This window comes from Variovorax sp. dw_308, assembly GCF_019207085.1.
Lineage (GTDB): Bacteria > Pseudomonadota > Gammaproteobacteria > Burkholderiales > Burkholderiaceae_C > Variovorax.
Genome location: NZ_JAATOM010000077.1, coordinates 1 through 1,846 on the forward strand (window position 1 = coordinate 1; position 1,846 = coordinate 1,846).

A 1,846-nucleotide genomic window follows, 5' to 3' on the forward strand; every position below is an offset into this window, starting at 1 on the left:
ATGGCAAAAGCAGTACGCCAATACGAGGCCGGCGGCCCCGAAGTCCTTCGCTACGAAGACGTCGAAGTCGGCGATCCCGGCCCCGGTCAGGTCAGGCTGCGCCATGTGGCGGTCGGCCTGAACTACGCCGACACTTATTTCCGCAACGGCACCTACGCCGTGCCCATGCCCAGCGGCCTGGGCGTGGAGGCCGCCGGCGTCGTGGTGGCCATCGGCGAAGGCGTGACCAACGTCGCCGTGGGTGATCGCGTCACCTACACCGGCTTCATCAACACGCTGGGCGCCTACAGCACCGAGCGCCTGATCCCCGCCGCACCGCTGATCCGCCTGCCCGAGGGCATCTCCTACGAGACCGCCGCGGCCATGACGATGCGCGGGCTGACCAGCGCCTACCTGATGCGCCGCATCTATCCGTTCAAGGAAGGCGATTCGCTGCTGGTGCACGCCGCGGCAGGCGGCGTCGGCCTGATCGTGTCGCAATGGGCCAAGCTGCTGGGCCTCACCGTCATCGGCACGGTCTCCACCGCAGAGAAGGCCGAGGTCGCCCGTGCACACGGCTGCGACCACACCATCAACTACAGCCACGAAGACGTTGCCAAGCGTGTGCGCGAGCTCACCGGGGGCGTGGGCGTGAACGTGGTGTTCGACAGCGTGGGCAAGAGCACCTTCATGGGCTCGCTGGATTCGCTCAAGCGCCGCGGCCTGCTGGTGTGCGTGGGAACGGCCAGCGGCCCGATCCCCTCGGTCGACCCGCAGTTGCTCGCCATCAAGGGATCGCTCTACATGACGCGCCCGGCGCTGGCCGACTACATCTTCGACCCGGTCGAGAAGGCAGCGCTGGCCAAGGAAGTGTTCGGCCACGTCGCCGCCGGCCGCATCAAGATCGAGATCAACCAGCACTACGCGCTGGAAGACGCCGTGCAGGCGCACCGTGACCTGGAATCGCGCAAGACGACGGGCTCGTCGATCTTCCTGGTCTGACAGATTCAAAGAACGAAGGAGACAAGCAAATGAAGATCGAACAACTCACCGCCAGCATCGGCGCCGAACTGGTCGGCGTGAACCTGGCCGATGCCGCCGCCGACGAGGGCCTGTTCAAGGAGGTCTACGCGGCCCTCCTGAAGCACCGCGTGCTGTTCCTGCGCGACCAGGACGACCTCACGCCGCAGGCCCACGTGGCCTTCGCCTCGCGCATGGGCCAGCTCGAATCGCATCCGATGGTGCCCTCGCATCCGGACGCACCGGGCCTGGTGCAGATCTACAAGACCCCGGACAGCCCCGCCGACCGCTACGAGAATGCCTGGCACAGCGACGGCACCTGGCGCGCCGCACCGCCCATGGGCGCGGTGCTGCGCTGCGTCGAATGCCCGCCCGTGGGCGGCGACACCATGTGGGCCAACATGGTCATGGCCTACGACAAGCTGCCCGAGGAGGTCAAGGCGCAGATCGCCGACCTCTGGGCCAACCACAGCTTCAACAGCTCCTTCGCCTCGAACATGCCGATGGAAAAGCGCCTGGCGATGCGCGCGCAGTACCCCGACTCGGAGCACCCGGTGGTGCGCACGCACCCCGAGACCGGCGAGAAGCTGCTGTACGTGAACGCCTTCGCCACGCACTTCGTGAACTTCCACAACAAGAAGAACGTGCGCTATGGCCAGGACTACAACCAGGCCGGCGGCGATCTGCTGCAGTACCTGATCGCCCAGTCCAGCATCCCCGAGTACCAGGTGCGCTGGCGCTGGAAGCCCAACAGCGTGGCGATCTGGGACAACCGCAGCACCCAGCACTACGCGGTCATGGACTACGCGCCCTGCCATCGAAAGATGGACCGCGCCGCCATCGTGGG

The 1,846-nt window shown here is 66.5% G+C and carries 2 protein-coding genes; both read left to right on the forward strand.

What is annotated here, in order from left to right:
- On the forward strand, positions 1-981 hold a 981-nt coding region (locus HCU76_RS36245; RefSeq protein ID WP_218512051.1), incomplete at its 5' end, for a quinone oxidoreductase.
- Between the two features lie 29 nt (positions 982-1,010).
- On the forward strand, positions 1,011-1,846 hold an 836-nt coding region (locus HCU76_RS36250; protein ID WP_218512052.1), incomplete at its 3' end, for a TauD/TfdA family dioxygenase.